We start from the raw sequence: 21,577 nt of genomic DNA, 5'->3' as shown, positions 1-21,577 counted from the left end.
CAGCAACGTGCGTCGGTTCGCCGCCGTGTCGTGGATCGCGATCCCGCTCGCCGGTGTCCTGGTGCTCTCGGGCTGCTCGTCGGCCAAGTCCGACAGCGACGACCTGCAGATCGTCGCGAACCCCGTGGCGGCGAAGCCGGCGGTCTCCCCCGCCGCGACCGTGAAGCCCGCCGGTCAGGTGCTCGCCACCGGGTCGGTGTCGGCCGTCGCCGTCGCTCAGGGGACCCTCGTCGTCGCGCTCGCTCAGCCGCCGTCTTTGCGGCTCTACGACCTGAACGCGCTCGCGTCACCCCCGGTGAATATGCCGTTATACGGCAAGGCGGAGAAGCTTTCCGTGGCGCCGGGGCGGGTCGAGATCGCCGAGCCGGCCCAGGGCGTGGTGCAGCAGCTGACGTTGCCGGACCGGAAGCTCACCGAGACGAAGACGGGCGGGCAGCCGGCGTCGAGCATCGCCTACGGCGCCGACCGGCTGGTCGCGATGGGGACGGCGAAGGACATCCGGCTCCTGCCGGCGAGCGGTCCGGCGCGGACGATCGGCGGGCAGCTCTACAGCGCCGACGACGTCGTCGACACCGGGACAGGTGTCGTGGTGCTGGACCGGCTGCGCACGGCCGTGTTCTCGGTCGACGTCGCCGCCGGGAAGGTCAACGAGGGCCTGCGCGCGGGAGACGGCGCCGCCAACGCCGTGGCGGACTCCTACGGGCGGGTGCTGGTGACGGACGCGCGGGCGGGCGCGCTGATCGCGTTCTCGGCTTCGCCGCTCATCATGCGGCAGCGCTACCCGGTGCCCGGGGGCGTGTACGGGATCGCCTACGACGCCCGGCGGAGCCTGGCGTGGGTGACGCTGACCGGACGCAACGAGGTCGTCGGGTTCGACGTCCGCGGCGGCGAGCCCGTCGAGAAGTACCGCTTCCCCACCGTGCGCCAGCCGGACTCGGTCGGGGTGGACGAAACCAGCGGCCGGGTGATCATCGGCTCGGCCGCCGGAGAAGGGACCCAGGTGATCCAGCCATGACGACGGTCAGCGAGGCGGTGGTCGAAGGGGACTGGGAGTATCGCCGCCTGCACCTCCCCCCGGGCGTGTCCCGGCGTGCGGCGGCGATCCAGCTCTCCATCCACGCGGAGTTCGCGGGCTGGGAACTGCGGAACGTGCGGCTCTACGCCGACGGCACGCGCCGCGTCTGGCTACGCCGCAAGAAGACCGCGGAGAGCCTCCCCGGCGCGCTGCCGACCTAGCCGAACACGCGGCTCAGCCAGTCGCTCCAGGCCTTTTCCTCGACTTCGGCGTCCGCGCCGGGGGTGAAGACGTGGTGGGAAGCGACCATCGGGCCGTGGAAGCCGCGCAGGAAGCGGATCATCGCGTCCGCCGTGCGGATGCCCGCGGTCTGGTCGTTCGCCGCGTAGACCACCCCCTCCTGCGCGCGCCGGCCGTCGAGCGAGATCCGGACGTGGTCGCCCTCGGCGGGTCGCGCGGAGAGACCGAGCGCGGCGCCGAGCCGGGCCCATGCCGCGGGCCAGTCCCCCACCGGCGGGCCGAACGCGGTGACCGGCACCGCGGTCCGGCCGGTGAAGTGCGTGACGTACTCGACCAGGGTGCGGAAGAACATCGCGCCCCCGGTGGTCATCGCCTCGAACTCGTCCTCCCAGTCGTCGCCGGGCAGGAACCCGCTCGTGACGCAGCGGACCACCGTGCTGCCGCCGTCGCGGCCCTCGACGAGGAACTCGTAGCCGATCTTCCGCCCGTCCGGCGCGGGGTCGCTGCCGTAGACGAGCTTCTCGAGCGGCTCCCACTCCCGGATCCGGTACTCGGGCTCGTAGCCGCCGAAGGCACCGCGGACGACGCCGCCGGTGCCGCCCTCGACCTCGTTGCGGCCCATGAACCACGAGTCGATGCCCGGCCCGGTGGCGATGGCCGCCCACACCTGCTCCGGCGTCGCGTCGACCTCGGCGAGGTCGGTCAGCTCGAACTCATGCCCCACGAGACTCCTCCGGGATGCTCGGGTGGACGGCAACGACCACCCGGTGCGGGCGGCCCTTCTCGGCCGCCTCGTCGTGGTACTTGCCGACCAGGGTCGTGACGGCGGTAGCGAGCTCCTCGGCGAACGCGGCGCGGTCGGCCGCGGAGGCGAACCGGACCTCGCCGTCGATCGCGAAGGTCGCGACCCGCTGCTTCGCCTTCTCCCCGCCGGTGATCAGCTGGCCGACGTCGCGCACGAGCCGGCCGGCGACGGCGAGCAGCCAACGGGCCGACAGCCGGTCCGGGGACTGGGCCGGGTCGGGCTGGACGGCGGCCAGCGCGGCCGGCGAGATGACGTACGACGCCGCCGTCGCCCGCATCATCCGCTCGGTGACGTTGCCCTTCCGCCGCTCCTCGACCAGCTCCACCAGGCCGTGCGCTTCCAGGGTCCGCAGGTGGTAGTTGACCTTCTGGCGCGGGAGGCCGACCCGCGCGGCCAGCATGGTCGCCGACGCCGGCTCGGCCAGTTCGGCCAGCAGCCGGGCGCGGACCGGGTCCAGCGACACCTCGGCCGCCGACGCGTCTTCGATCACCGCCACGGAGAACATGCGTCCAGGATCGTTCCGAAAAGAGAAGTTGTCAAGAACTCTCGTCTTGTCGGTGACTCGCGTTGACCATGGCGACGACCCGCGGCAACACCTGCGCCGCGGCCTCCAGCGGCACGACGTGCCCGACGCCGGGCAGCACCACCGCCGTCCCGTCGGCGAGGCCGCCGGCCCACTGCTCGACGTCCGACGCGCGGACGATCCGGTCCCGCTCCCCCACGATCGCCGTCACCGGCAGGCCGCTGACCTGCGCCGAGGCCGAATCGCGGGCGTAAGCGTCCAGCGCCGGGCGGAACAGCGACACCGTGTGCGGCCAGTTGCCGCGGATCATCTTCACGGTCAGCTCGACCAGCTCCGGATCCGGGTCGTCGCCGAACAGCCACCACCGCAGGCCCGCGCTCACCGCCCGGCTCGTGTGCTCCCGGACCACACCGAAGAGCTTGGAGCCGAGCACCGCTTCGAGGTCGCGGGCCAGCTTGCCCAGGGCGTTCGGCCACGTCGCCGAGACCTCGGTGGCCAGCGTCCCCGACGACGTCGCGAGCAGCACCAGCCCGGACACCCGCGCGGCGAACAGCGCCGGGTGCCGCTGGGACAGCGACATGATGGCCAGGCCGCCCATGTCGTGGCCCACGAGCACCACCCGGCCATCGGGGACCTCGCGCTCGAGCAGCTCCGCGAGGTCGTCGCCGAGCTGCGCCATGGTCGCGGTGCCGCGCCGCGCCCGCCCGGACCCGCCGTGGCCGCGCTGGTCGTAGGTCAGCACGGCCACCGGCCCGTCCGCCGCGTCCGGCACCAGCGGCGCGATCCGGCCCCAGCTGCGCTGGTCGAGCGCGTAGCCGTGGACGAACACCACGGTCACCGGCGCGCCCGGGTCGCCCCTGCGCACCACCTGCAGGGACGTGCCGTCGGCGAGCGCGAACGCGGTCATCAGCTGGTGCGCAGGAACCGGTCCAGCACGCGGGTGCCGAACTTCAGCGCCTCGACCGGGACGCGCTCGTCGACGCCGTGGAAGAGCGCCGAGAAGTCGAGGTCGGCCGGCAGCTTGAGCGGCGCGAACCCGAAGTTGCGGATCCCGAGGTCCTGGAACGACTTCGCGTCGGTGCCGCCGGAAAGCATGTACGGCAACGTCTTCGCGCCCGGGTCTTCGGCCAGCACCGCGGCGGTCATGGCGTCGACGAGGGCGCCGTCGAACGTCGTCTCGACCGGCGGGAGCTCCATCCACTCCTTCTCGATGTCCGGGCCGAGCAGCTCGTCGAGCTCGCGGTCGAACGCCTCGAGACGGCCCGGCAGGATCCGGCAGTCCACCGCGGCCTCGGCGACCGACGGGATGACGTTCGACTTGTACCCGGCGGTCAGCATGGTCGGGTTCGCGGTGTCGCGCAGGGTGGCGCCGATCATCCGGGAGATGTTGCCCAGCTTGGCGACCGAGCCCTCGATGTCGTCCTCGGGGAAGTCCCAGCCGGTGATCTCGGTGACGCCGGCGAGGAACTCCTTCACCGAGTCGGTCAGCACGAGCGGGAAGCGGTGGTTTCCGAGCTTCGCGACGGCTTCGGCCAGCTTCGTCACGGCGTTGTCGCGGTGGATCATCGAGCCGTGCCCGGCGGTGCCGCGCACGCGCAGCTTCATCCAGCGGATGCCCTTTTCGGCCGTCTCGATCAGGTAGGCGCGGACGTCGTCCTTGAGCGTGATCGAGAAGCCGCCGACCTCGCTGATCGCCTCGGTGACGCCCTCGAAGAGCTCGGGGCGGTTCTCGACCAGCCACTGGGCGCCGAACTTGCCACCGGCTTCTTCGTCGGCGAGGAAGGCGAAGACCAGGTCGCGCGGGGGCACGACGTTGTTCATCTTGTAGTGCCGGGCCAGCGCGAGGGCCATCCCGCACATGTCCTTCATGTCGACCGCGCCGCGGCCCCAGACGTAGTCGTCCTGGATCGCGCCCGAGAACGGGTGGACCGACCACTCGGACGCGTCGGCGGGCACGGCGTCGAGGTGGCCGTGGATGAGCAGGCCGCCCCGCGACCGGTCGGCGCCTTCGAGCCGGACGATGACGTTGTGCCGGTTCTTGCCGCCCGACTCGACGTAGGTGATCTCGTAGCCGGCATCGGTCAGCTTCTCCGCGACGTACTCGGCCGCGGCCCGCTCGCCGACCAGCGTGTCGGGGTCGCCGGTGTTGGTCGTGTCGATGCGGATGAGCTCGCTGGTCAGCGTGACGGCTTCGGCCGCGGCGGCTTCGATCAGGTTCGGTTCGGTCACCGGCCATTCCTATCACCCGGACGGCCGCGGGCGCCGGTCAAGCGCCTGCTGGGATCGTCACGGGGGCGGCCGGGTGTAACCGTGGTGAGATCGACGACGACTCACGACGGCCCGTCGCCGCCGATCCGAGGAGGGCTTCCATGCCGGACCTGGCCTATGCACCCGCGGAGGACGCGGACTCCGTGCGCGAGCTGACCGTCGGTTCCCTCCTCCGTGACGCCGCCGAGCGCGCTCCCTCCGCGACCGCGCTGGTCGAAGGCGTCCCAGACCCGCAAGCACGGCGCCGCTGGACTTACGCGGACCTGCTGGCGGAAGCCGAAGAAGCGGCCCGGGCGCTGCTCGGCCGGTTCCAGCCGGGCGAGCGGGTGGCGGTGTGGGCCCACAACATTCCCGAGTGGGTGGTCCTCGAGATGGCGGCCGCGCTCGCCGGATTGACCCTGGTCACGGTGAATCCCGCCCTGCGCGAAGAGGAAGTCCGGCACGTCCTGAGCCAGTCGGAAGCGGCGGGGATCTTCCTGGTGCGGAGCTATCGCGACAACCCGATGGCGGAGACGCTCGCCCGGGTGCGTCCCGGCCTCCCGCACCTGCGGGAGACGGTGCTGTTCGAGGACTGGGGGACGTTCCGCGCGTCCGGCTCCGCCACCGAAGCGCTGCCGGCCGTGAGCCCGGACGATCCGGCGCAGATCCAGTACACCTCCGGCACCACCGGGACCCCCAAAGGGGCCGTCCTGCACCACCGCGGCATCACCAACAACGCGTGGCTGTCCTACGCCCGGACCCTGGAGATGCGGCCGGGCGAAGCCTTCGTCAACCCGATGCCGCTCTTCCACACCGCCGGCTGCGTGCTGGCCACCCTGGCACCGATCGCGTCGCTGGGCACCCAGGTCCTGCTGCCGTGGTTCGACCCCGGGCTGCAGCTCGAGCTGATCGAAGCCGAGCGCAGCACGGTGTTCGGCGGGGTCCCGACCATGCTGCTGGCCCTGCTGAGCCACCCGCGGTTCGCGACGACCGACTTCTCGTCGGTGCGTTTCGCCCTCGCCGGCGGCGCGACGGTCCCGCCCGAGCTGGTCCGGCGCGTCGAGTCCGCGGTGGGCGTGCCGATGAGCATCATCTTCGCGCAGACCGAGGCCTCGCCCGGGATCACCATGACCCGGCCGGACGACACTCCCGAAGACCGGGCGGAAACGCTCGGGAAGCCGTTGCCCGGCTGCGAGGTCAAGATCACCGTTCCCGCCACCGGCGACGTCCGGGCCCGCGGCGAGATCGGCGAAGTGTGCACCCGCGGCTACCACGTGATGACCGGCTACTTCGGCCGGCCCGACCAGACGGCCGAGGCCATCGACCCGGACGGCTGGCTGCACACCGGCGACCTCGCCACCATGGACGACCGCGGGTACCTCCGCATCGAGGGCCGGGTCAAGGAGATGATCATCCGCGGCGGCGAGAACATCTACCCGCGGGAGATCGAGCACGTCCTGCTCGGCCATCCGGCCGTGCACGAGGTCGCGGTCGTCGGGGTCCCCGACCCCGTGTGGGGAGAACAGGTCGCGGCCTTCGTCCGGCTGGTCCCGGGCGAGACCGCCGGCGAACCGGAGCTCGACGCCCACGTGCGCGAGCACCTCGCGCCCCACAAAGCGCCCCGGGTCTGGCGTTTCGTCACCGAGTTCCCGCTGACCGGGTCCGGGAAGATCCAGAAGCACGTCCTGCGCGACCGATCGGGACTGTGAGGCCCGGCCGGGATCAGTCGCGGTCCAGGGCCGAGACCACTTCGGACACCGGGCGCAGGTGCTGGTTCAGCACCCGTGACGCCTCTTCGGCGTCGTGGGCGTCCAGCGCCGCCACCAGTGCGCGGTGCTCGGCGTCGATCACCGGCAGCCGCTCCGGGCGGGCCTCCAGTGCCCGCACCGCGACGCGCTGCTGGCGCGAGCGCAGCGTGTCGTACAGCTCCGTCAGCACGGAGTTGCCCGCCGCGTTCACGATCGCGCGGTGGAAGGCGCGGTCCAGACCCGACACCGCGAACCAGTCGCGGGCCTTCCCCGCGCGGTCCATCTCCTCGATCAGGCCGGCCATCTCCGCGGGCGCCCCCGCCCGGGCCGCGCAGACCTCCGCGATCGCGTGTCCCTCGATCAGCCGGCGGCTCTGGTAGACCTCCGCCAGCTCGCGCGCGGTCACCGTGCGGACCTGGGCGCCCTTGCGCGGCAGCAGGCTGATGAAGCGCTCGGCCTCCAGCCGGTGGAACGCCTCGCGCACGGGTGTCCGGGACACCCCGGTTTCGCCCGAGACCCATTGCTCGTCCAGGAACCGGCCGCCTTCGAGCTCGCCCGCGATGATCCCGTCGCGCAGCCAGGCGTACACGCGGTCCCGCGCCGGCCCGGCCGGTGCGCTGGTGGTCATGCCACTCCCCTCGTCGGCCGTCAGCTTAGCGTCTGGACCGACAGATATCCATCGTGTATACACGGTGCACACAACGACCGGAGCTACCGTCGTGAGCGCGCAGGAGGTCCCCCATGTCCCCAGTCCCCGCCGACCGGCGCTACGCCGTCTGGCTGTCCGACCCGTCGTTCGCGGCCGCCGAGATCGCCCGCGCGATCGGCTACGGCGCCGCCGTCCTCGACATCGAGCACGGCGCCTTCGACCTGGCCGACCTCGAGCGGTTCGTCCCGTTCCTGCGGGCGCTCGGGCTGGAGGTGCTCGCCAAGGTCCTCGGCCCCGAGCGCGGCCCGATCCAGCAGGCCCTCGACTTCGGCGCCGACGCCGTCGTCATCCCGCACGTCGAGAACGCGGCGCACGCCAAGGCCGTCACGGCGTTCGCGAAGTTCCCGCCACTGGGCGACCGCAGCTTCGCCGGCGGGCGCACGACCGGCTACCGCGGCTTCACCGACGAGTGGGTCGCCGAGCAGGACCGCCGCACGCGCTGCCTGCCGATGATCGAGGACGCCGGCGCGATCGAGGACATCCCCGAAATCTTCGCACTGGACACAGTGGACGGTGTCTTCGTCGGGCCGTCCGACCTGTCCCTGCGCCGCGAACGTGGGGCGTACACCCGAAAAGAAGGCGACTTCGCCGACCTGAAGCGCGTCGCGGACGCCGCCCGCGCGGCCGGGAAGCCGTGGGTGTTGCCCGCATGGAGCCGGGAGGAGAAGGAGTTCGCCCTTGCCCACGGCGCCGGGCAGCTCGCGCTCACCATGCAGCACGGCGCCCTCGCGGCCGGGCTCACCGCCGCCTTCGAGGAGACCACGTCGCTCGCGAAGGAGGCGCGATGACGACCGCGGTCCGCACTGCGACGCGGAAGAAGACCCGCTGGGCGATCGCCGGCGTGCTCGGCGTCGGCTCGTTCGTCAACTACGTCGACCGCGTCAACCTGTCCATCGCCGGGCCGGAGATGATGCGCGAGTTCCACCTGAGCGCGGCCCAGCTCGGCGTCGTCGCCTCGGCGTTCCTGTGGACGTACGCGGTGCTGCAGCTGCCGATCGGCGCGATCATCGACCGGATCGGCGTCCGCTGGGTGAACCGCGCGGCCGCCGTCCTGTGGGCCATCGCGTCGTTCCTGACCGCGGCGTCGGGCGGCCTCGGCCTGCTCCTGGTGTCGCGGCTGGTCCTCGGCTTCGGCGAGGCGCCGACCATCCCGGCGGGCTGGAAGGCGATCGGCCAGTGGTTCCCGCGGTCCGAACGCGGCCGGGCCACCGCGATCTTCGACGGCTGCGCCAAGATCTCCAACGTCCTGGGCATCCCGGTGATGGCGTTCCTCGTGACGGCGTTCAGCTGGCACGCGGCGTTCCTCTTCACCGGCGTCCTCAGCATCGGGTACCTGCTGGTGTGGTGGCTGCTGTACCTGACGCCGAAGCAGGCCCTCGCCCGCGGACGGCTGTCCGCCGAGGAGTTCGCGTACCTGCGCGAAGGCGGCGCGGACGACGAAGACGCGCCCACACCGAACTCGCTCACCGGGCTCGGCCACCTGCTGCGCCGCCGCAAGACCTGGGGCCTCGCGCTCGGGTACGCGTCCTACACCTACGCCTATTACGTCCTGCTGACCTGGCTCCCGGGTTACCTGGAGAAGCAGTTCGGCGTGAAGCTCCTGGCCGGTGGCTTCTACACGATGATCCCGTGGCTGGTCGCCGTGCTGGCGCAGTTCCTCGTCGGCGGGATCGTGCTGGACCGCCTGATCGCTCGCACCGGCAACGAAACTAAGGCGCGCCGGATCGTCCTGGTCGTGAGCATGCTCGTCTCGCTGTCGGTGGCCGGTGCCGCCTACGCGGGTTCCGTGGCGACGGCGCTGGTGTTCCTGTCGATCGGTGCCGCCGGGCTCGCCGTGTCCGTGCCGGCCGGGTCGAGCATCGTCGCCGTCATCGCGCCCGAAGGCTGTTCGGGGACCCTCGGCGGGCTGGTCAACTTCGTCGCGAACATGATCGGCATCGCCGCGCCGATCGTGACCGGCGCCGTCGTCGACGTCACCGGGTCGTTCGCCGGCGCGTTCCTCGTCACCGGCGTGGTGCTGCTCGCCGGGATCTTCTGCTACACGGTCGTGCTCGGCAAGCTCGACCGCATGCCCGCCCCACCCCGGAAGGAATCCGCATGACGCACGTGGCCCTCGCGCAGTTCGCGCCCGGAGAAGACAAAGCCGCCAACCGCACGCTGATCGCGAAGCTCGCCGGCGACGCGGCCGAGCGCGGCGCGCGGGTCGTGCTGCTGCCCGAGTACGCGATGTTCACGGCGCCGGCGATGGACCGGCGGTTCGTCGACTCCGCCGAAGACCTCGACGGCGAGTTCGTGACGAGCCTCCTCGCGCTCGCCGCCGAGCGGGGCATCACGATCGTCGGCGGCATGAACGAGCGCCTCGACGGCTCGCACATCTCGAACACGCTCGTCGTCGCCGGCCCCGGCGGCTTGCAGGCGCTCTACCGCAAGATCCACCTCTACGACGCCTTCGGCTTCCGCGAGTCCGACGTCGTCCGCGCCGGGGAGATCACCGAGCCGGCGACGTTCGAGGTCGACGGCGTCCGCTTCGGCCTCCAGACGTGCTACGACCTCCGGTTCCCCGAGGTGACCCGCCGGCTGGCCGACGCGGGCGCGCAGGTCGTGCTGCTGCCGGCGGAATGGGTGCCCGGGCCGTTGAAGGAATACCACTGGAGCACGCTCGTTCGCGCCCGCGCGATCGAGAACACGCTCTACGTCGCCGCCGCGGGCCAGTCCGCGCCGACCGGGTCGGGCACCAGCATGCTCGTCGACCCGATGGGCGTGGTTGTCACCTCCCTCGGCGAACAGACCGGCGTGGCCGTCGGCGAGGTGTCACCCGAGCGGATCGCCGAGGTACGGGCGAAGAACCCGGCGCTGGCACTGCGGCGGTTCACGGTCGTACCGCGCTGATCTTGCGCTCCGACTGACTCATCAGTCAAGGATTGCGATTATCGCAATACAGGGTTACCGTCTCCTGGCATGGACGAGACCGCGGAGCTGCGGGACCGGGTCCGGGGGCTGGTCAAGGCCATGCCGGGGGCCCAGCGGGAGTTCGCCGCCGCGATCGGGCTCGACGAAACCAAGCTGTCCAAGGCGCTGAACGGCACCCGCCGGTTCTCGCCGCACGAACTGGTCCGCGTCGCCGAGCACTGCGGCGTCACGGTCAACTGGCTGCTCAACGGGAGCGACGACGCGGTCACCGTCACGGCGGTGCCCGCGCCGGCCACCCGCCTCGCGAGCGACGATCCCGACCACCTCGCCCAGTCCGAGCCGCGCCGCCGCATCCTCGAGACGGCCTGGACGCTGATCGCCGAACGCGGCTATCACAAGGTGCGCATCGCCGACATCGCCGAAGCGTGCGGCACGAGCACCGCCACGATCCACTACCACTTCCCCAGCAAGACCGAAGTCCTCAACGAAGCGTTGCGGCGCAACGTGAAGCTCGCGTTCGACCGCCAGGTGGCGGAGCTGCATTCGATCGACGACGCGCACGAGCGGCTGTGCCGCCTGGTCGAGCTGCAGCTGCCGACCGACGGCGTCCTGCGCGCCGAGTGGTCGGTGTGGCTGCAGGTGTGGAACGAGGTCGCGCTCGACCCGTCGTTCCGCTCGCTCTACACCGACTCCATCGACCGCTGGTACCGCACGATCGCGATGACCATCCGCACCGGCTGCGAACAGGGTGTCTTCGCGGTGACCGACCCGGACGCGGCGACCACCCGGCTGACCGCGCTGATCGACGGCCTCGGCATCCAGGTGCTGACCGGCCGCCCGGGCAGCACGGCCGAAACCATGCGCGACCACCTGCACGACTTCATCGAAAGCTCGATCGTCAAGGGAGGCTCATGAACCACGAGGTCATCGTCACCTGCGCTCTCACCGGCGCCGGGGACACCGTCGGCCGGAGCCCGCACGTGCCCGTCACGCCCGCGCAGATCGCCGCGAGCGCCGTCGAGGCCGCCAACGCCGGGGCCGCCGTCGTGCACATCCACGTCCGGGACCCCGAAACCGGGTCGCCGTCGCGGGACGTCGCGCTCTACCGCGAGGTCGTGCGGCTGGTCCAGGAGTCCGATGTGGACGTCGTCGTCAACCTGACCGCCGGGATGGGCGGTGACCTGGTGATCGACCAGGAAGACCCGCTCAAACCGGTCGACGGCACCGACCTCGTGAACGCCCTGGACCGGCTCCTCCACGTCGAAGAGCTCCTCCCCGACATCTGCACCCTCGACTGCGGCTCGCTCAACTTCGGCGAGGGCAGCCAGCTCTACGTGTCCACTCCGGACATGCTGCGGGCCGGCGCGAAGCGGATCCAGGAGCTCGGCGTCAAGCCCGAGCTGGAGATCTTCGACACCGGCCACCTGTGGTTCGCGTCCAAAATGGTCGAAGAGGGCCTGATCGACGCTCCCCCGCTGTTCCAGCTCTGCATGGGCATCCCGTACGGCGCGCCCGTCGACCCCGGGCTGTTGCAGGCCATGGTGAAGCTGCTCCCGGCCGGCGCGCAGTGGGCGTCGTTCGCCATCGGGCGGGACCAGATGCCGTGGGTCGCGCAGTCCGTGCTGCTCGGCGGCCACGTCCGGGTCGGCCTCGAGGACAACCTCTACCTCGCGAAGGGCGTCAAGGCGACCAACGGGCAGCTCGTGGAGCGTGCCGTCGGGATCGTCCAGGACCTCGGCGCCACCGTGGTAAGCGCTTCCCGCGCCCGCGAGATCCTCGGCCTGAAGGAGCGCGTCCATGCCTGAGACGGTCGCCTGCGTCGGCGCCGGCGTGATCGGTGGCGGCTGGGTCGCGCACTTCCTGACCCGGGGCTTCCGGGTCCGCGCCTGGGATCCGGCACCGGACGCCGCGGCCAAGCTGACCAGGCTGGTCGACGCCGCCTGGCCCGCGCTCACGTCGCTCGGCCTGGCCGACGGCGCGAGCCGGGACAACCTGGAAGTCACCGCGACCCTCGCCCAAGCGGTCGCCGACGCGACCTTCGTCCAGGAAAGCGCTCCCGAAGACCTCCCGCTCAAGCAGAAGCTCCTCGCCGAGATCGACGCCGTCACGCCGGCCGGGATCGTCATCGCCTCCTCGACGTCCGGCTACGGCATGACCGAGATGCAGGCCGACGCCGCGACGCCGGAGCGGCTCGTGGTCGGGCACCCGTTCAACCCGCCGTACCTCATCCCCCTGGTCGAGGTCGTCGGCGGCGAACGCACCGAGGCGTGGGCGGTCGAGCACGCGGCGGCGTTCTACCGTCGCGTCGGCAAGACCGTCATCACCATGGACCGCGAGGTCCCCGGCTTCATCGCCAACCGGCTGCAGGAAGCGCTGTGGCGCGAGGCCCTGCACATGGTCGCGAACGGCGAGGCCACGGTCGAGCAGATCGACACCGCGATCACCGACGGGCCCGGCCTGCGCTGGCCGGTCCAGGGCCCGATGCTCACCTTCCACCTCGCGGGCGGTGAAGGCGGGATGGCGCACATGCTCGACCACTTCGGCCCGTCGCTGAAGGCGCCGTGGACCCGCCTCGACGCTCCGGAGCTGACGACCGAACTCCGCGACGCCGTGGTCGAGGGCTGCGAAGACGAAGCCGGGGAACGCACGATCGCCGACCTCATCGCCGAGCGCGACCGGGCGATCATCGCCATCCAGCGCGCGGTCGAGGAGGCGCGCGATGGCTGAGCTGGCCTACCGCGACCGCGTCCGTCCGGAGTGGATCGACTACAACGGCCACCTGTCCGAGCCGTACTACGTCCTGGTCTTCGGCGACGCGACGACGCACCTGATGCACACCGTCGGCCTCGGCCCGGAGCACAGCGGTTCTTCGCTGTACACCGTGGAGGCGCACGTCCGCTACCTGCGGGAAGTCGGCCCGGACGCCGACCTGGACGTCACGACGGGAGTGCTCGACGTCGGCGCGAAGAAGGTCCGGCTCTGCCACGAGATGCGCGTCGCCGGGGACCTCGTCGCCACCGAAGAGATCCTGGCGATCCACGTCACCGAGAGCAGAGCTTCGCCGCTCCCCGCCGTCATCGCGGAGCGGCTGCGCGGCTACCTCAACCCGGTCCCGGACTACGCGGGGCGCGCCATCGCCTGACCCGAACGCCCGCTCCCACCGGAAGTCCCCACCATGGCAGAGCGATGTAGTCCTTTCACCCGGCGCACGTTCCTGGCCGCCACCGGGGTCGCCGTGCTGGCCGCCGGCTGCGGCACGACGTACGCCGCCCCGGTGCCGACCGGCCCGCCCCGCTCCGGCGGCCGGCTGCGGGTCGGCGTCACCGGCGGCGGCGCGTCCGACACCCTCGACCCGCACATCCCCGCGACCAACCCGGACATCGCGCGGGTCATCAACCTCTACGAACCGCTCCTGCTCCGCGACCATGACTACCGGCTGCAGCCGCTGGTCGCGCAGTCGCTGACGTCGTCGCCGGACGCCCGGACGTGGACCGCCGTCCTGCGCGACGGCGTCAAGTTCCACGACGGCCGCCCGGTGACGCCGGCCGACGTCGTCGCCACGTTCAAGCGGATCATGGACCCGAAGGATCCCAAGAGCGGCGCGGCCGGGCTGACCATGCTGGCCGAGGTCGCCCCGAGCGGCGACCGGGCCGTCGAGTTCCGGCTGAGCACGCCGAACGCGGGCTTCGACGACCTGCTCGGCCAGTACTCGCTCGGCATCGTCCCGGCGGACTTCGACCTGAAGCGCCCGATCGGCACCGGCCCGTTCAAGGCGGGCTCGTTCACCGCCGGGCTGCAGAGCAGCTTCACCCGCAACGAGCACTATTGGCGGCCCGGCCAGCCCTACCTCGACGAACTGGTCCTGATCAACTTCGCCGACGACGACGCCCGCATCAACGCGCTGCTCTCGTCCCAGGTGGACGCGATCGACCAGGTGCCGGTGGCCCTGGTCGACGTCCTGCGCAGCGACCCGCGGATCGAGGTCCTCGCCGCCGAGACCGGCACATGGCTGCCGTTCACCATGCGGGTCGACCGGCCGCCGTTCGACGACGTGCGGGTGCGCCAGGCCATGCGCCTGGTCGTCGACCGCGAGCAAATGATCAACCAGGTCCTCAGTGGACAGGGCAGGCTCGGCAACGACCTCTACGCGCCCTTCGACCCCGCCTATGCCAAGGAGCTCCCCCAGCGCAGGCAGGACATCGACGCGGCCAAGCGGCTGCTCGCCGAGGCCGGCCACCCGAGCTTGACCGTCGAGCTGGTCACCGCGCCGATCCAGGCGGGCGCGGTCGAAGCGGCGCAGGTCTTCCAGCAGCAGGCGAAGGCCGCGGGCATCACCGTCAAGATCCGCAAGCTCGACACCACGACGTTCTACGGCGAGAACTACCTGTCCTGGGACTTCGCCCAGGACTTCTGGTACACCCGCAACTACCTCCCCCAGGTCGCGAACGGCTCGCTGCCGAAGTCGCCGTACAACGAGACGCACTGGCAGGACCCGGAGTTCATCGATCTGGTCACCCGGGCCGGGTCCACTGTGGACCCGGGCGAACGTGCCGACCTGCTCGAACAGGCGCAGAAGATCGAGTACGAACGCGGTGGGCTGATCATCTGGGGCTTCGTCAACCAGGTCGACGCCCACCGGAAGTACGTCGCCGGGCTCGTCCCGGACCGCACCGGGGTCTCGCTGAGCGGCTACCAGTTCCGCAGCGCCTGGCTCGGCACGAGCGGGGAGGCGTGAGATGACCGGACTGATCCTGCGCCGCCTGCTCGTCAGCGTCCTCGTGCTCTGGGTGGTCTCTCTGCTGGTCTTCGTCGCGACACTGCTGCTGCCCGGCGACCCGGCGCGAGCCATCCTCGGCCAGCAGGCCACCCCCGAGCGCGTCGCGGCGCTGCAGCACCAGCTGCACCTCGACCTGCCGGTCTGGCAGCGCTACCTCGACTGGCTCGGCGGCCTGTTCACCGGCGACCTCGGCACGTCGACGTCCACCCAGGGCCCGGTGACGGCCCTGATCGGCGACCGGATCTCGGCGTCGCTGGTGCTGCTGGTGGTCGCCGCGGTGCTCGCCACGCCGCTCGGGCTCGGCCTCGGCACGTGGAGCTCGATCCGCCGCGACCGGGCCACCGACCAGGCGATCTCCGGGGTGAGCCTGGTGATCGCCGCGCTGCCGGAGTTCGTCATCGGCGTCGCGCTCGTCGTGCTGCTCTCGACGACGGTGTTCAAGATCTTCCCGTCGGTGACGATCACGCCGCCCGGCGAGGCGGTGTGGCGCCAGCCCGCGCAGCTCGTGCTGCCGGTGCTCACGCTCGTGCTGGTCGTGACGCCGTACATCACGCGGATGATGCGGGCGACCATGAACGAGGTCCTCGACAGCGGGTACGGCGAGATGGCGCGGCTCAAAGCCGTGCGCGAACGGACCGTGCTGGTGCGGCACGCGCTGCCGCACGCCATCGGCCCGGTCGCTCAGGTCGTCGCGCTGCAGCTGGCGTGGCTCGCGGGCGGGGTCGTGGTCGTCGAGTTCCTGTTCCGCTACCCCGGCATCGGCCAGGCGCTGATCGACGCCGTCGCCAAGCGGGACGTCGCCGTCGTCCAGGCGATCACGCTGCTCATCGCGGGCGTCTACATCGTGGTGAACCTCCTCGCGGATGTCGTCGGCATCCTCGCCGACCCGAAACTGCGCACGGAGGCAGGCCGATGACCGCCGTCGAACTCCCCCGCACCGCCACCCCCGACGCGCCGCCGGCCCGCCCGGGCGGGCTCTTCCGCAGCGCGTGGACGTTCCCGAAGGCCAAGATCGGGGCGGCGCTCACCCTCGTCGTGGTGCTGATCGCCCTGCTCGGGCCGTGGCTCGGGCCGGTGCTGACCGGGCACACCACGACCGACTTCGCCGGGAAGCCGTTCAAGCACGACGGCGTCTTCGGCACCGACGGCCTCGGCCGCGACGTCCTGACCCGGTTCCTCGCCGGCGGGACGACGTTGCTGCTCTACGCCGTGCTGGCGACCGTGCTCGGGATCGTCCTGGGCGCGCTGCTCGGCATGGTCGCCGGTACGGCGGCGGCCGGCTCGACAGCCTGCTGATGCGCGGCAACGACGTCCTGCTGTCCTTCCCGCAGCTGGTGATCGCGCTGCTCGCGATCGCGGTGATCGGGCCGGAGGGCTGGCTGCTCGTGCTGGTCATCGGGCTGACGCACGCGCCACGGACCGCCCGCGTCGCCCGGCAAGCCACCGTCGCGGTCCGCGGCCAGGACTACATCCGCGCGGCCGAGATGTACGCCGTGCCGCGGTCGCGGATCCTGCTGCGCGAGATCCTGCCGAACATCACCGGCCCGCTCATGGTCGAGATCGGGCTGCGGCTGACCTACTCGATCGGGTACATCGCGTCGCTGTCGTTCCTCGGCCTGGGCATCCAGCCGCCGTCGGCCGACTGGGGCCTGATGATCAACGAGAACCGGATCGCGCTGGTCGTCCAGCCCTGGGGCGTGCTGCTGCCGGTGCTGGCGATCGCCGCGCTGACCGTGGGAACCAATCTGGTGGCCGACGCGCTGGCTTCGGCCGCCGCCGGCCGGAAGCGGGAGGCCCGCGCATGAACGCCGCTCTCGAGGTGTCCGGGCTCGCCGTGTCCACCGTGGCCGGGGTGTCCGTTCTGGACGACGTCTCCTTCGAGGTCGCGCCCGGCGAGGTCCTGGCGCTGGTCGGCGAGTCCGGGTCCGGCAAGACCACCGCCGGGCTCGCCGCACTCGGTCACTTCCGGCGCGGGCTCAAGGTGACCGGCGGGCGGATCACCGTGGGCGACACCGACGTCCTTTCGCTGGATTCCGGGGGCCGTCGGAGGCTGCGCGGCAGCACCGTCGCCTACATCCCGCAGGACCCGGCGCTGTCGCTCAACCCCGCGTTGCGGATCGGGCGGCAGATCGCCGAGGTCCTCGAGACCCACGGGTTCCCGGGGTCGGTCGACGAGCGCGTCGGCGCGGTGCTGGCGGAGGTCGGGCTGCCGTCGGACCCGGCGTACCGGCGCCGCTACCCGCACCAGCTCTCGGGCGGGCAGCAGCAGCGCGTCGGCATCGCGATGGCGTTCGCGTGCCGGCCCGCCGTCGTGGTGCTCGACGAGCCGACCACCGGGCTGGACGTCGTCACGCAGGCGCTGGTGCTGAAGACGATCCGGGCGCTGACCGCCGAGCACGGCGTCGCGGCGCTGTACATCACCCACGACCTCGCGGTGGTCGCCGAGATCGCCGACCGCGTCGCGGTGATGTACCACGGCTCGATCGTCGAGTGCGGCCCCGCGTCGTCGGTGCTGCGGACGCCGTCGCACGCCTACACGCGCCGGCTCCTGGACGCGGTGCCCGACCCGGACGCGGCTTGCGTGCCGCCACCGCCCGAAGATCCGGTGCTCGCGGCGCGGGACGTGTCCGTCTCCTATGGACAGAACGTGGTGCTGCGCGGGGTCGACGTCGCGGTCGCGCGCGGCGAGTGCCTGCTGCTGCTCGGCGAGTCCGGCTCCGGGAAGACGACGCTGTCGCAGTGCATCGCGGGGCTGACCGCGTCCTACGGCGGGACGGTCTCGCTGGCGGGGACCGGACTGGCGGTGTCCACGCGGCACCGGACGGACGAGCAGCGGCGCCGGATCCAGTACGTGTTCCAGAGCCCGTTCTCCTCGCTCAACCCGCGCAAGACGGTCGCGCAGTCGATCGAGGTGCCGTTGACGCGGCTGACGTCGATGTCGCGTTCCGAACGTCGCGCGCGGGTCGCCGAGGTGCTCGACCGCGTCCGGCTCGGCCGCGCGCTGGCCGACCGGCTGCCGGACCAGCTCAGCGGCGGCGAGCGCCAGCGGGCCGCCATCGCCCGCGCGCTGGTGACCACCCCGGACGTGCTGGTGTGCGACGAGGTGACGTCGGCGCTGGACGTCTCCGTGCAGGCGACGATCGTCGAGCTGCTGGGCGAGCTGCGCCGGGAGCTGGGGATGGCGATGCTGTTCGTGACGCACAACATCGCGCTGGCCGGTGAGGTCGCCGACCGGATCGCCGTCCTGCAGGGCGGCGCGATCGTCGAGGAGGGTCCGGTCCGGACGGTGCTGGACGCGCCATCGCACGCGTACACGCGCGAGCTGCTGGCCGCGACCCCGCGCCTGTGAAGGGCGCGGTGGCGCCGGGGTTCGAGCCGGTGCGCGACGCGTTCGCGTCGGTGCTGGCCCGGACCGACGGCGGAGCGGCGTTCAGCGTCGTGCGCCGGGGCGCGGTCCTGGCCGAGCTGTGGGGCGGGCCGGGCTGGACGCGGGACACGCTGGTCGTGCTGTTCTCCGGCACCAAGGGCGTGGTGGCCACGGTGATGGCGCTGCTGGGGTTCGACCCGTCGGCGCCGGTGTCGCGGTACTGGCCGGAGTTCGCCGCAGGGGACGTTTCGCACGTGCTGTCCCACACCGTCGGGCTGCCGTACGTCGAGGCGGAGGTGTCCTTTCTGGACAACCGGGCTTGTGCGCACGCGCTGGCTTCGCAGCGTCCCTTGTGGACGCCGGGTTCCCAGGTCGCCTACCACGCGGCGACGTACGGTTACCTGTGCACGGAACTGATCCGGCGGGCGACGGGCCGTTCCGCGGGGTCGGTCGTGCGTTCCCTGCTGGGCGAGTTCGACATCCATCTCGGCACACCGGCAGCGGAGGACCACCGCGTCGCGCGGTTGACACGGTCGCCGGACTACCGGATCAGCACGTTCCTGCACGACCCCGTCCGGCGCCGGATCGTGGAGAAGATGTACCGCGGGCTGCTGGAGCCGGCCACGATCAACTCACCGGAGTACCGCAGGGCAGAGCTGGCGGCGGGCGGCGCGACGGGCACGGCGGCGGCGATGGCCCGGCTGTACGACCGGATCTGCTCGGGGCTGGTCCCGGCTCCGGTCCTGGCATCGGCGACGTCGACGTGGTCCTCGGGCACGGACGCGATCAACGACCGCCCGGTCCACTTCGGCCTGGGGTACGAGCTGGCCGACTCGCTGGGAACGTACGGCCCGGCGAAGGTGGCGTTCGGCCATTCGGGAGCAGGCGGCGGCCGGCACGGGGCGTGGCCGGAGGAGGAACTGGGGTTTTCGTTCACGACGAGTGAGCTACAGCCCGAGGACACCGACCACCGGGGCTCGCTCCTGTTGGAGGCCCTGGCCGACTGCCTCTGACCCGGGCGGCGCCCGCCCGCACCGGCTCAGGCGACCGTCGCGATCGTCTCCCCCGCCACCGGTGGGCACGTCAGCAACCGGTGCGGCGACGGCTCACCCGCCCCCGGCTCGACCAGCGACGCCAGCAGCCGCACCGCCGCCCGTCCGAGTGCCCGCCTCGGCACCTCGAACCCGCTGATCTCCGGCCCCGTCACCCCACCAGGAGGCCGGCCCAAAACCGCCAGCGAGACGTCGCCAGGCACCGAGATCCCGGCCTCGTCCAGGGCCTGCCACGTCGCCTGGAACACCGCGCCCGTGTCGGTCTCCTCCACCACCAGTGCCGTCACGCGGTCGTCGAGCCAGCCGCGGAACATCGCCGGGGAAAGATCCGGGCCCGGCGTGCGGGTCACCGTCAACGACAGGCCCGCGTCGGCCGCCGCCGCGCGGACTCCGCGTTCGCGGTCCCACGATGACGGCGCGTCGTCCGGCTCGCGCAAGTACCGCACGCGCCGGTGGCCCGCCCGCGCCAGCCGCGTGATCACCTCCGCCGACGCCGACACGTAGTCCGCTCCCACGTGCGGGATGCGGCCGCCCAGTTCCGTCCGGCGTCCGATGTAGACGATCGGGAAGCCGGCGGCCAGCAGGTCGGCGATCGCGTCCACCGGGACGTGCCGGCCGAGGAACAGGCAGCCGTCGGCCAGCCGGGTGCGGCGGATCCGGTCCGGAGCCGCGCTCGACGCCGTGAACATGATCAGGTCCTTGCCGAGTGCGGCCGCCTCGGCCTCCACCCCCGCCAGGATCGGGTAGTACGCGTCGGCGATGTCCGGGAACGCCGGCGTGAACGTGTACACCCCGAGCAGGTTGTTGCCCGTCGACGCCAGCCGCGACGACGTCGGGTCGGGCACGTACCCCAGCCGTTCGGCCGCCTCCAGGACCCGCAGCCTCGTCCCCTCCGACAGCCGGACCCCGGTGCGGTTGCCGCCCAGCACCACCGACACCGTCGCCTGCGAAACCCCGGCCACGCGGGCGATGTCGGCCTGCCGGACCTTGCCCATCGCCACCTCGCCGGGAGTCAGCTGATCCGATTCAGCGTGCGTGCCCCCGAGGGGACCGTCAACCGTTTTGCCCGAAACACCAGCAAACCTGTCCCGACCGTACTAATACGTATTACTCCATTGACCACGCCGTCGGACGCGTGCCACCGTCGCCGGACACGAGACCTCGAAGGAGCGGTCATGACCCTCACCCGACGCGGCCTGCTGGCCGGCGCGGCCGCGCTCGGCGCCGGCGCGCTGATCCCGGCACCCGCCCTCGCCGCCCCCGCCGGCTTCCCCGACTACCGGTACCAGCGGCTCGCGCTCGTCAAGAGCAAGCTGCGCTACAACCCGACCGGCGAGCTGATCTTCCCGTGCGTCCGCGGCACGAAGGACCGCATCCCGAACGCCCTCGGCGCGTACTACCTCTACTACGCGCCCCACGACGCCCCGGGCGGGATCTGCCTCGCCTACGCGAACTCCCTCGACGAGGAGTTCACCGAGTACGCGGGCAACCCGATCATCAAGAACTCCTGGCCCGGCCAGTACTCCGTCAGCCACGTGTCCTCCCCGCACGCGCTGTGGAACGACGACGTGAACCGCATCTACCTGTACTTCCACGGCGAGAACACCGTCACGCGCCTCGCCAGCTCCGCCGACGGCATCCACTTCACCTACGAGAAGGAGGTCCTGTCCACGCGCCTGCAGCCCGCGGGCACCACCGAGACGTCCTACGCCCGGGTCTTCCGCCAGGACCTGCCGTCGAAGAACGCCCGCTACGTCATGGTCTTCATGCTCAACAACACCACGAACCACCGCGACATCGGCTGGGGCTGGTCACCGGACGCGCTGAACTGGACGTTCTCGCAGACGCCGCTCGTGCGCCACACCGACGTCGGCGCGAACGACATCGGCGGCCCGCACCTGCTCTACCGCAACAACAGCACCTACGTCGTCTACAACACCGACATCGCGCACGGCGGGAAGCTGATGATCACCGAGGTCGGCAACGACTTCTCGAAGCGCACCCACCTCGGCACTTTCCACACCCCGCTCGCCGGCGCCCCGGACAACGGCCGGTCCGCGGCCCCGAGCTTCGGCACCTACCAGGGCCGCGAGTACATGATCTACGAAGCCGGTGAGCGGCTGGCCGGGAACATCGCCATCGCCCGCGCGGTCTGACTGTGCCGTCGGTTCCCGATCCGACGGC

21 protein-coding genes and 1 pseudogene are annotated in these 21,577 nt (G+C 71.7%); 16 read left to right on the top strand and 6 right to left on the bottom strand.

Annotation, left to right across the window (positions count from 1 at the left end):
- Window positions 1-7: 7 nt before the first annotated feature.
- Window positions 8-1,015, top strand: coding sequence for a YncE family protein (locus ACZ7PG_RS38375; RefSeq protein WP_470244093.1), 1,008 nt, complete (start codon window positions 8-10; stop codon window positions 1,013-1,015).
- The gene (locus tag ACZ7PG_RS38370; protein ID WP_285478272.1) at window positions 1,012-1,236 is read left to right on the top strand and encodes a DUF5703 family protein; all 225 of its coding nucleotides are present in this window, start codon (window positions 1,012-1,014) and stop codon (window positions 1,234-1,236) included. The genes ACZ7PG_RS38375 and ACZ7PG_RS38370 overlap by 4 nt, the downstream gene beginning before the upstream one ends.
- On the opposite strand, the gene ACZ7PG_RS38365 is transcribed toward ACZ7PG_RS38370, so the two are convergent.
- From ACZ7PG_RS38365 to ACZ7PG_RS38350, 4 genes are read right to left on the bottom strand one after another with little or no spacing between them, the layout of a single operon-like run.
- Window positions 1,233-1,979, bottom strand: coding sequence for an SRPBCC family protein (locus ACZ7PG_RS38365; RefSeq protein ID WP_470244092.1), 747 nt, complete (start codon window positions 1,977-1,979; stop codon window positions 1,233-1,235). The two genes, ACZ7PG_RS38370 and ACZ7PG_RS38365, sit on opposite strands and share 4 nt — an antisense overlap.
- Window positions 1,969-2,565: an ArsR/SmtB family transcription factor gene (locus tag ACZ7PG_RS38360; RefSeq protein ID WP_470244091.1), complete on the bottom strand. Its 597-nt coding sequence runs from the start codon at window positions 2,563-2,565 to the stop codon at window positions 1,969-1,971. The genes ACZ7PG_RS38365 and ACZ7PG_RS38360 overlap by 11 nt, the downstream gene beginning before the upstream one ends.
- Before the next feature lie 31 nt (window positions 2,566-2,596).
- A complete protein-coding gene (locus ACZ7PG_RS38355) occupies window positions 2,597-3,490 on the bottom strand; it encodes an alpha/beta fold hydrolase (RefSeq protein ID WP_470244090.1) in 894 nt (297 codons plus the stop codon).
- Window positions 3,490-4,812, bottom strand: a complete 1,323-nt coding sequence (locus ACZ7PG_RS38350; protein ID WP_470244089.1) for a M20/M25/M40 family metallo-hydrolase — start codon at window positions 4,810-4,812, stop codon at window positions 3,490-3,492. The genes ACZ7PG_RS38355 and ACZ7PG_RS38350 overlap by 1 nt, the downstream gene beginning before the upstream one ends.
- A gap of 140 nt (window positions 4,813-4,952) precedes the next feature.
- On the opposite strand from ACZ7PG_RS38350, the gene ACZ7PG_RS38345 reads away from it, so the two are divergent.
- On the top strand, window positions 4,953-6,539 hold the full coding sequence (locus ACZ7PG_RS38345) for an AMP-binding protein (protein ID WP_470244088.1): 1,587 nt from the start codon (window positions 4,953-4,955) through the stop codon (window positions 6,537-6,539).
- Window positions 6,540-6,552: 13 nt separating this feature from the next.
- Here ACZ7PG_RS38345 and ACZ7PG_RS38340 read toward each other — a convergent pair whose 3' ends face one another.
- The gene (locus ACZ7PG_RS38340; RefSeq protein ID WP_284749890.1) at window positions 6,553-7,206 is read right to left on the bottom strand and encodes a GntR family transcriptional regulator; all 654 of its coding nucleotides are present in this window, start codon (window positions 7,204-7,206) and stop codon (window positions 6,553-6,555) included.
- Window positions 7,207-7,319: 113 nt separating this feature from the next.
- Between ACZ7PG_RS38340 and ACZ7PG_RS38335 the strand changes: the two genes are divergently transcribed.
- The 12 genes and pseudogenes from ACZ7PG_RS38335 (at window position 7,320) to ACZ7PG_RS38280 (ending at window position 19,354) form a co-directional block, all read left to right on the top strand.
- The gene (locus tag ACZ7PG_RS38335; RefSeq protein ID WP_470244087.1) at window positions 7,320-8,075 is read left to right on the top strand and encodes an HpcH/HpaI aldolase family protein; all 756 of its coding nucleotides are present in this window, start codon (window positions 7,320-7,322) and stop codon (window positions 8,073-8,075) included.
- On the top strand, window positions 8,072-9,388 hold the full coding sequence (locus ACZ7PG_RS38330) for an MFS transporter (protein ID WP_470244086.1): 1,317 nt from the start codon (window positions 8,072-8,074) through the stop codon (window positions 9,386-9,388). Before ACZ7PG_RS38335 ends, ACZ7PG_RS38330 begins: the two co-directional genes overlap by 4 nt.
- Window positions 9,385-10,176 (top strand): carbon-nitrogen hydrolase family protein, encoded by a 792-nt coding sequence (locus ACZ7PG_RS38325; RefSeq protein WP_470244085.1) that lies wholly within the window; start codon window positions 9,385-9,387, stop codon window positions 10,174-10,176. The genes ACZ7PG_RS38330 and ACZ7PG_RS38325 overlap by 4 nt, the downstream gene beginning before the upstream one ends.
- A 69-nt stretch (window positions 10,177-10,245) precedes the next feature.
- A complete protein-coding gene (locus ACZ7PG_RS38320) occupies window positions 10,246-11,112 on the top strand; it encodes a TetR/AcrR family transcriptional regulator (protein WP_470244084.1) in 867 nt (288 codons plus the stop codon).
- Window positions 11,109-12,002: a beta-keto acid cleavage family enzyme gene (locus ACZ7PG_RS38315; RefSeq protein ID WP_470244083.1), complete on the top strand. Its 894-nt coding sequence runs from the start codon at window positions 11,109-11,111 to the stop codon at window positions 12,000-12,002. Before ACZ7PG_RS38320 ends, ACZ7PG_RS38315 begins: the two co-directional genes overlap by 4 nt.
- Window positions 11,995-12,924, top strand: a complete 930-nt coding sequence (locus ACZ7PG_RS38310) for a 3-hydroxyacyl-CoA dehydrogenase NAD-binding domain-containing protein (RefSeq protein ID WP_470244082.1) — start codon at window positions 11,995-11,997, stop codon at window positions 12,922-12,924. The genes ACZ7PG_RS38315 and ACZ7PG_RS38310 overlap by 8 nt, the downstream gene beginning before the upstream one ends.
- Window positions 12,917-13,339 carry a thioesterase family protein gene (locus ACZ7PG_RS38305; RefSeq protein ID WP_470244081.1) on the top strand — a complete coding sequence of 141 codons (423 nt, stop codon included), beginning with the start codon at window positions 12,917-12,919 and terminating at the stop codon, window positions 13,337-13,339. The genes ACZ7PG_RS38310 and ACZ7PG_RS38305 overlap by 8 nt, the downstream gene beginning before the upstream one ends.
- A 33-nt stretch (window positions 13,340-13,372) precedes the next feature.
- Window positions 13,373-14,932 (top strand): ABC transporter substrate-binding protein, encoded by a 1,560-nt coding sequence (locus ACZ7PG_RS38300; RefSeq protein ID WP_470244080.1) that lies wholly within the window; start codon window positions 13,373-13,375, stop codon window positions 14,930-14,932.
- A gap of 1 nt (window position 14,933) precedes the next feature.
- Window positions 14,934-15,890, top strand: a complete 957-nt coding sequence (locus tag ACZ7PG_RS38295) for an ABC transporter permease (protein ID WP_470244079.1) — start codon at window positions 14,934-14,936, stop codon at window positions 15,888-15,890.
- Window positions 15,887-16,779 (top strand): annotated as a pseudogene (locus ACZ7PG_RS38290) (ABC transporter permease). The gene ACZ7PG_RS38295 and the pseudogene ACZ7PG_RS38290 overlap by 4 nt, the downstream one beginning before the upstream one ends.
- A complete protein-coding gene (locus tag ACZ7PG_RS38285) occupies window positions 16,776-18,323 on the top strand; it encodes an ATP-binding cassette domain-containing protein (RefSeq protein ID WP_470244078.1) in 1,548 nt (515 codons plus the stop codon). Before ACZ7PG_RS38290 ends, ACZ7PG_RS38285 begins: the two are co-directional and overlap by 4 nt.
- Window positions 18,320-19,354 carry a serine hydrolase domain-containing protein gene (locus tag ACZ7PG_RS38280; RefSeq protein ID WP_470244077.1) on the top strand — a complete coding sequence of 345 codons (1,035 nt, stop codon included), beginning with the start codon at window positions 18,320-18,322 and terminating at the stop codon, window positions 19,352-19,354. The genes ACZ7PG_RS38285 and ACZ7PG_RS38280 overlap by 4 nt, the downstream gene beginning before the upstream one ends.
- 26 nt (window positions 19,355-19,380) lie before the next feature.
- Here ACZ7PG_RS38280 and ACZ7PG_RS38275 read toward each other — a convergent pair whose 3' ends face one another.
- Window positions 19,381-20,388, bottom strand: a complete 1,008-nt coding sequence (locus ACZ7PG_RS38275) for a LacI family DNA-binding transcriptional regulator (RefSeq protein WP_470244076.1) — start codon at window positions 20,386-20,388, stop codon at window positions 19,381-19,383.
- Window positions 20,389-20,568: 180 nt separating this feature from the next.
- Here ACZ7PG_RS38275 and ACZ7PG_RS38270 point away from each other — a divergent pair, with 180 nt between their 5' ends.
- Complete coding sequence (locus ACZ7PG_RS38270) at window positions 20,569-21,549, top strand: hypothetical protein (RefSeq protein ID WP_470244075.1); 981 nt, start codon at window positions 20,569-20,571, stop codon at window positions 21,547-21,549.
- The last annotated feature ends 28 nt before the right edge of the window (window positions 21,550-21,577 follow it).

The sequence above is a fragment of the Amycolatopsis sp. NPDC114504 genome, from assembly GCF_055633595.1.
Note: the sequence above shows the minus strand (reverse complement) of the source record. Positions and strands in the feature narration are given on the sequence as shown.

What these genes read in the sequence shown, in the direction of transcription:
- ACZ7PG_RS38370 (WP_285478272.1), top strand. Translation starts at nt 1,012, where the DNA reads ATGACGACGGTCAGCGAGGCGGTGGTCGAAGGGGACTGGGAGTATCGC.
- ACZ7PG_RS38360 (WP_470244091.1), bottom strand. Translation starts at nt 2,565, where the DNA reads ATGTTCTCCGTGGCGGTGATCGAAGACGCGTCGGCGGCCGAGGTGTCG.
- ACZ7PG_RS38355 (WP_470244090.1), bottom strand. Translation starts at nt 3,490, where the DNA reads ATGACCGCGTTCGCGCTCGCCGACGGCACGTCCCTGCAGGTGGTGCGC.
- ACZ7PG_RS38345 (WP_470244088.1), top strand. Translation starts at nt 4,953, where the DNA reads ATGCCGGACCTGGCCTATGCACCCGCGGAGGACGCGGACTCCGTGCGC.
- ACZ7PG_RS38340 (WP_284749890.1), bottom strand. Translation starts at nt 7,206, where the DNA reads ATGACCACCAGCGCACCGGCCGGGCCGGCGCGGGACCGCGTGTACGCC.
- ACZ7PG_RS38335 (WP_470244087.1), top strand. Translation starts at nt 7,320, where the DNA reads ATGTCCCCAGTCCCCGCCGACCGGCGCTACGCCGTCTGGCTGTCCGAC.
- ACZ7PG_RS38330 (WP_470244086.1), top strand. Translation starts at nt 8,072, where the DNA reads ATGACGACCGCGGTCCGCACTGCGACGCGGAAGAAGACCCGCTGGGCG.
- ACZ7PG_RS38325 (WP_470244085.1), top strand. Translation starts at nt 9,385, where the DNA reads ATGACGCACGTGGCCCTCGCGCAGTTCGCGCCCGGAGAAGACAAAGCC.
- ACZ7PG_RS38320 (WP_470244084.1), top strand. Translation starts at nt 10,246, where the DNA reads ATGGACGAGACCGCGGAGCTGCGGGACCGGGTCCGGGGGCTGGTCAAG.
- ACZ7PG_RS38315 (WP_470244083.1), top strand. Translation starts at nt 11,109, where the DNA reads ATGAACCACGAGGTCATCGTCACCTGCGCTCTCACCGGCGCCGGGGAC.
- ACZ7PG_RS38310 (WP_470244082.1), top strand. Translation starts at nt 11,995, where the DNA reads ATGCCTGAGACGGTCGCCTGCGTCGGCGCCGGCGTGATCGGTGGCGGC.
- ACZ7PG_RS38305 (WP_470244081.1), top strand. Translation starts at nt 12,917, where the DNA reads ATGGCTGAGCTGGCCTACCGCGACCGCGTCCGTCCGGAGTGGATCGAC.
- ACZ7PG_RS38300 (WP_470244080.1), top strand. Translation starts at nt 13,373, where the DNA reads ATGGCAGAGCGATGTAGTCCTTTCACCCGGCGCACGTTCCTGGCCGCC.
- ACZ7PG_RS38295 (WP_470244079.1), top strand. Translation starts at nt 14,934, where the DNA reads ATGACCGGACTGATCCTGCGCCGCCTGCTCGTCAGCGTCCTCGTGCTC.
- ACZ7PG_RS38285 (WP_470244078.1), top strand. Translation starts at nt 16,776, where the DNA reads ATGAACGCCGCTCTCGAGGTGTCCGGGCTCGCCGTGTCCACCGTGGCC.
- ACZ7PG_RS38275 (WP_470244076.1), bottom strand. Translation starts at nt 20,388, where the DNA reads ATGGGCAAGGTCCGGCAGGCCGACATCGCCCGCGTGGCCGGGGTTTCG.
- ACZ7PG_RS38270 (WP_470244075.1), top strand. Translation starts at nt 20,569, where the DNA reads ATGACCCTCACCCGACGCGGCCTGCTGGCCGGCGCGGCCGCGCTCGGC.